The following is a 3,073-nucleotide window of genomic DNA, read 5'->3' on the forward strand; positions in this document are numbered from 1 at the left end:
ATCAAAGAGACACGCGCTAGAGGCCCGCTGGCCCGCGGTACGCGCGCTGGCCACACGGGTCATCGAGCTGCGGCCTGGTCTGTCGGGCCTGAGTGCCTACGCGCACCGCACCGTGGCGTCCTCCTGCTGAACAACACCCCCGTCGGCCGCCAGCACCCGCGGCCCGTCCCCGCGCTCGCCTGCGGCTCGTGCGGTTTCTGGCTGTCAGCGCCCCCGTTGTCCCCGTACCCCGCCCGCTGCACCGCTGCTGCCCGCCGCCGGTGGCCTGCACGGCCTCTCGCCGCCCGCCTGCTCTACTCGCAGCCCTCGCTTCCGGATCCCTGCGCGGCCCGGTGCCCTGCCCCCTGTTGCTGGCCGCACTCCGCCCCGCCCTGGCCGTCCCCGCATCCGCAGGGCATTTCCTGATCAGCGCGGACGAGATCAGCCACGAAACCGAGATCGTGTGGCTGGAGGACATCGACGCTCTCGACACCGAACGCTCCGAAGGTGGCCCGCCGTCCAAAGCAATGCATGAGCTGGGCATAACACTGCCGCTGTAACCGGACGGAGCCGAAGAGTTTCGCTGCCTTGCAGGTAGCCAGAGCGCCGCAGCACTCGACTCCCACGTCAAGATCTGAGCGCTGCGCCGCGGCCGCCTGTCGGAGGCCTACCGCCAGGTTCTGGGGAAGCTGGCTAGCCTGTCGCCGGTGGTGCAGGCGCTGCCGCCACGCCGCGCTGGTCGACCTGACTGGTGCCCTGCGCTACTACGGCACCAGTCCGCACCAGCTCGGCGAGGTGCTGCGGGTTCGTACGGTCTCCCGTCTTGGTATCGGCGAACGGGCCGTGGCCGCCTCCGGCAGGAACTACCGTTACTCCGACCATCAGGTCGTCATCAGCGTCGACACCCGCGTCGCCGTCGGAAAGCCGCTGCCCGGCAACCGCAACGACTGCCGGGCCTGGAGGGAGCCCGCGGCGCGAAGGCCACCCTCGGCACCATCCCCGCTTGGAAGGCAGATCCTGTCCAGCCCTACATGCCGAAGGCGGCGAACAGCCTCAGTAAAGGAGGCACAGAGGAACTTGCACGCGTCCGGCATTGCTCACAATGCCCGTAGCTGCGTCGACTGCGAGCACGTACATGTATCGATCGTCACTCTTCTGACAGTTCGCAGGAGTCACTGCTCGAACTCCGTAGTAGTCGCCGTAGGTGCCCATCTGGCGGTGGTAGCCCCTCGATGGTTCCCAACCATAGAAGGACAGGTGTGCGGGATTCACCAGCAACTGACTACGCGTATTCTCCCACCAGGCTGCAGTGCCATTCTTGGGCAGTTGGTCCGGATGTGCGTATCCCGAGTACGCGTTGGCGTTACCGCGACGGGCGTCTTCGCGACTTTGCGGGGGCACGCAAATGTGGTCCGTAGGACGGGTCTCGCGCCAGACGAATCCCGGCTTGCACGTGTCCGGGCCGTAAGGCCCGCCACCGGGTTGCACGCGTGACGGACCGAGCCGATTTTCTTCCCGCGTCTTATCCCTCCACTGTGGAGTGACACAGACGCGATCTCCGCTAACCGCTTCCCGCCACACGAGACCTGGCGTGCACGTGTAAGGGCCATACTGCGCCTGAGCGGGGGAGGTTACGGAAAGCGGTGCTGTTGTCACTGCGAGCGCCAGGCCGCCCGACAAGAGCCAACCGCAGCGTCGAGCGTGGCTTGTGGGAAACTTTACGCGCATGGGTCACCTCCAAGTGTAGACAAGTAACGCCGATACCCTTATCGCAGCCGTACGTTGATACTGTTCCACGGCACCGGCGACAGCTGCGCCTGTCTCCAGTAGACCGCCACTCGACACTCTCGGCATCTCCTCAGGATGATTATCGATTTTCAATTTTTCACTTTTCAAGTCACTCGACGCCAGAGCCAACCAAGCAGACAGAGAGGCGAAATTTACGCGAGTCGACGGTGCGGTGGAGTTGGGCATCGAGAACCCGTCGTGCCTGAAGCGGTGCTCCAACGGCGGCAGACGCTGTACGACCATGCATGGAAATCCCGCTTCACGATCCGGGACGGGGTCGACCGCGGACACCGCTGACAGCAGCCGGCCCTGCCGAACGCACGCTGGCCGGGGCCTCCGAGTCCGGCTGCGGACCGGTGCCGCTCGGGACGCCGATGACCGGCACGGCGTCCGGTAGCGGCATGCATCGGGTGATGCGCCGGGTCATGAGGGTGAGGGCGGCCTAAGCGATGAGGGTCTCGGAGTGCTGGATCAGCCGTTCGTAGTCGCGGGCATGCCAGCGGGCGTTCATCATCCAGGCCAGTGACCGCTCAACGATCCAGCGGCGGGGCGGTAGGACGAACTCGGAGGAGTCCTTGGGCCGGACGACGGTGTTGACCGTGAGGTTCAGGTGACGTTTGGCCCAGGTCACGAGCTTGCCCGCGTAGGCACGGTCGGCCCAGACGATGGCGTTTTCGGTGACACCACCGTTCGATACGGCCTGATCACGAAACGAGCCACGGCGGCTGACTCAGGTCTCACCCAACGATCTGAGGCGCCTCGTAGAGGAGGCGAGCGCCACGCTGTAGCCCCGACAGGCGTCCCCCGCATCCGAGGGGAGGGGCGACGTCCGCGGGCCGTACAGAGCGTCCCGTGCCACGTTCGGGCGACTGCCCACCACGCAGGCCGCAACCGGCCGTTGACCAGGCATGAAGCGAGTCTTACTCAGCACAGCCGTAGCGGCCGGCGCTCTGGCCGCCGTGACCGTGGCTCCCGCTCCAGCGTCCTCGGCGCCCGTGGCCTGGTCCCAGCCGCGAGCCTGCAACTCGCAGGCCGCAGCAGCTCAGTTGCACACGACGGATGCCGTTCATCTGCGGTCGGGCCGTGGTGCTCATCACCGGTCGCGCGGCGTCCTGCCACGGTCCACCGACGTCTACGCCGAGTGCTGGGGGCTGCAAGGGGATGCGTGGTGGGCGTACGTGCGCGTCATGTCGGGTGGCTACAAGGGCCGTACCGGCTGGGTGAGCGGCGACTATCTTGCCACCGGCTACCGCCACTGGTGAGGGTGGGGCCGGACCGGCGGAGCCCGGCCCCACCCTCACCAGTG

2 protein-coding genes and 2 pseudogenes are annotated in these 3,073 nt (G+C 66.8%); 3 read left to right on the forward strand and 1 reads right to left on the reverse strand.

Annotation, left to right across the window (positions count from 1 at the left end; genetic code table 11):
• The first annotated feature begins 347 nt into the window (after window positions 1-347).
• On the forward strand, window positions 348-539 hold the full coding sequence (locus CCN42_RS36660; RefSeq protein WP_143662149.1) for a hypothetical protein: 192 nt from the start codon (window positions 348-350) through the stop codon (window positions 537-539).
• A gap of 301 nt (window positions 540-840) precedes the next feature.
• Window positions 841-957: pseudogene (locus tag CCN42_RS41855) on the forward strand (IS5/IS1182 family transposase); the annotation flags it as partial.
• A gap of 1,069 nt (window positions 958-2,026) precedes the next feature.
• Here the strand turns inward: CCN42_RS41855 and CCN42_RS46335 are convergent.
• Window positions 2,027-2,443: pseudogene (locus tag CCN42_RS46335) on the reverse strand (transposase); the annotation flags it as partial.
• A 370-nt stretch (window positions 2,444-2,813) separates the two neighbouring features.
• Between CCN42_RS46335 and CCN42_RS42300 the strand changes: the two are divergent.
• Window positions 2,814-3,029 (forward strand): SH3 domain-containing protein, encoded by a 216-nt coding sequence (locus tag CCN42_RS42300; protein ID WP_143662150.1) that lies wholly within the window; start codon window positions 2,814-2,816, stop codon window positions 3,027-3,029.
• Window positions 3,030-3,073 lie beyond the last annotated feature (44 nt).

It is taken from the genome of Streptomyces glaucescens (assembly GCF_002154375.1).
Classification (GTDB): domain Bacteria; phylum Actinomycetota; class Actinomycetes; order Streptomycetales; family Streptomycetaceae; genus Streptomyces; species Streptomyces glaucescens.